The organism is Pseudonocardia sp. D17 (assembly GCF_036984265.1).
GTDB classification, from domain to species: Bacteria; Actinomycetota; Actinomycetes; order Mycobacteriales; family Pseudonocardiaceae; genus Pseudonocardia; species Pseudonocardia benzenivorans.
Window position 1 is genome coordinate 1 of the sequence record NZ_BPRG01000093.1, and the last position, 2114, is coordinate 2114.

Sequence of the window (2114 nt, forward strand, 5' to 3'; positions counted from 1 at the left end):
AGATGTAGGCCTTCTCACCGGCTTCGGCCTGGATGTCGTCGAACAGCTTCTGGTCGTAGTCGACAATCGCGTCGCCCGCCTGAGCCCGCTCACCGACGATCTGAGCCACAGTGCACTCCTTCTGTTTGGATGGCTGGTGCTTCGAGGGTCAGACCGCCGGCCCCTGCAGGGCAGGCGGTTCGGCCCACGTCTTCCGGTGGCTGCCCGGCATCGCGCGCATCACCGTGCTCCGGACCGGCCACGGCAGGGCGCCGTAGACCGGGGCGAAGATCTTCAACCAGAAGATCTCCTTGGCGCCCCGCGGAGGCCGCGGAGCGGGCGTGCCCAGCTTGACCGAGAGCTTCCGCTGGGCGTCGACCAGCAGGTAGTGCTCGGCGTTGTGACGCAGCCACCCGAAGAAGCCGCCCGCCACGGTCAGGCCTTCTTCGCCGCGACGAGGCCGTTGTTGGCCGCGACCACGATCGGCTCGGTGAGTGCGCCGATCGCCGGGGCGAAGACGTTCTCCATCGTCGCCAGGTCCTCGAGGGTCATCCCGAAACGGATGGCCTGCGCGAGGAAGTCGGCGCGCTCCTTGATGCCGTCGCCGCCACCGACCATCTGGGCACCGATGACCTTGTGCGACTTCGGGTCGGCCAGGATCTTGAGCTTGACCTTCTTGACGCCCGAGTAGTACCGGGACCGCGAGATCCCCTCGGCGACCCCTACGACGTACGGGATGCCGATGGCCGTCGCGGTGGCCTCGCCGAACGACGCACCACCGATGACCCACTTGCCGGCGGGCGTGCCCCACGGCACGAACACCGTCTTGTACGTCTTGTCGCCACCGCCCGCGTTCTGGCCCGCCGCCTTGCCCTGCGCGTACGCGTGCGAACCGGTGAGGCCCTGCAGCGGCGTGCCCGCGAGGCCGTGCGGGATCTCGCAGGCGTCGCCCGCGGCCCACACGTCGGGGGCCGAGGTCTTCATGTGCTCGTCGACGACGATGCCGCCCGTCGACCCCAGCTTGATCCCCGCCGCGGCGGCGAGGGCGTTGTTCGGGGTCTTGTGCGTGGCGACGACCGCCAGGTCGACCGGGATCTCCCCCGACGACGTCCGCACCGCGCGGACCTTGCCGTCGGCGTCGCCGAGGAACGCCTCGAGCGTCGTGTTGAAGTGCAGGTGGACGCCCAGCTCGCGCCAGGACTCCTCCACCGGCGCCATGATGTCCGGGTCGGCCATCGCGGCGAGCGCGTACGGGTTCGGGTCGATCAGGTGGGTCTCGATCCCGCGGTGTGCCAGCGCGGTGACCATCTCCAGGCCGAGCGGGGAGGCCTCGACGACCACGGCGCGCTTGGAGTTGGCGATGACCTTGTCCCACTCCGCGGCGGCCCGGATGTTCTTGACGTAGTACAGGCCGCCGAGGTCGGTGCCGGGCACGCCCGGGTCGGCGTAGGCGAAGCCGGTGCCGATGACGAGGCTGTCGTAGGAGACCTCGCCCTCGCCCTTGACGGTGACCGTCTTGCGTGCGGTGTCGATCGCGGTCACGGTGGTCTCGTAGTGCACGTCGATGCCCGCGTCCACGTAGGCCTGCTTGCCCGCCAGGATCAGCCGGTCGAAGCTGTCGATCTCGCCGCCGTGGACGTAGGGGATGCCGCACGGGCTGTAGGCGATGTCCTCGAACTGGGTGTAGAGGACCACCTCGGCCGAGGGGTCGACGGCCTTGACGCCGCCCGCGGCGCCGGTCCCGCCGGGACCACCACCGATGATCACTGTCTTCCGCGGCACGTCGCCCGCCTTCCTCCGTGTGCGCTGAGGATCGCACGGTCGTTCACTATGCGATTCAGGATTTTTACCATACTCAACGCCTGAACAGTGTCAACGCCCCCCGCCAGTGGCAACACAGCCGTAACCGCGGCCGCCCGGGCCCGCTGCGGGCCCGCGACGTGCGTCGACACCTCCGGTGGAGCGTCGACCCATGGTGCCGCATCGCCGCGGCCGGCGTCCGTGCGGCCACCTCCGACCGTGGTCGCGCGTACCCGGAGCGTGTGAGAGAGTGTTGTGAAACCTGGTGATTACTCGGCGTGGCGGCCGTAGTAGTCGCCCGGACCTGTTGATCATCCGGTCGGGTGTGTGTCTGT

General features: G+C 69.2%; 2 protein-coding genes. Both read right to left on the reverse strand.

Features of this window, described 5'->3' with window-relative positions; translation table 11 throughout:
* Positions 1 to 148: 148 nt before the first annotated feature.
* Positions 149 to 412 (reverse strand): hypothetical protein, encoded by a 264-nt coding sequence (locus PSD17_RS16325; protein WP_013678273.1) that lies wholly within the window; start codon positions 410 to 412, stop codon positions 149 to 151.
* 2 nt (positions 413 to 414) lie between these two features.
* A complete protein-coding gene (locus tag PSD17_RS16330; protein ID WP_013678274.1) occupies positions 415 to 1761 on the reverse strand; it encodes an FAD-dependent oxidoreductase in 1347 nt (448 codons plus the stop codon).
* Positions 1762 to 2114: the final 353 nt, after the last annotated feature.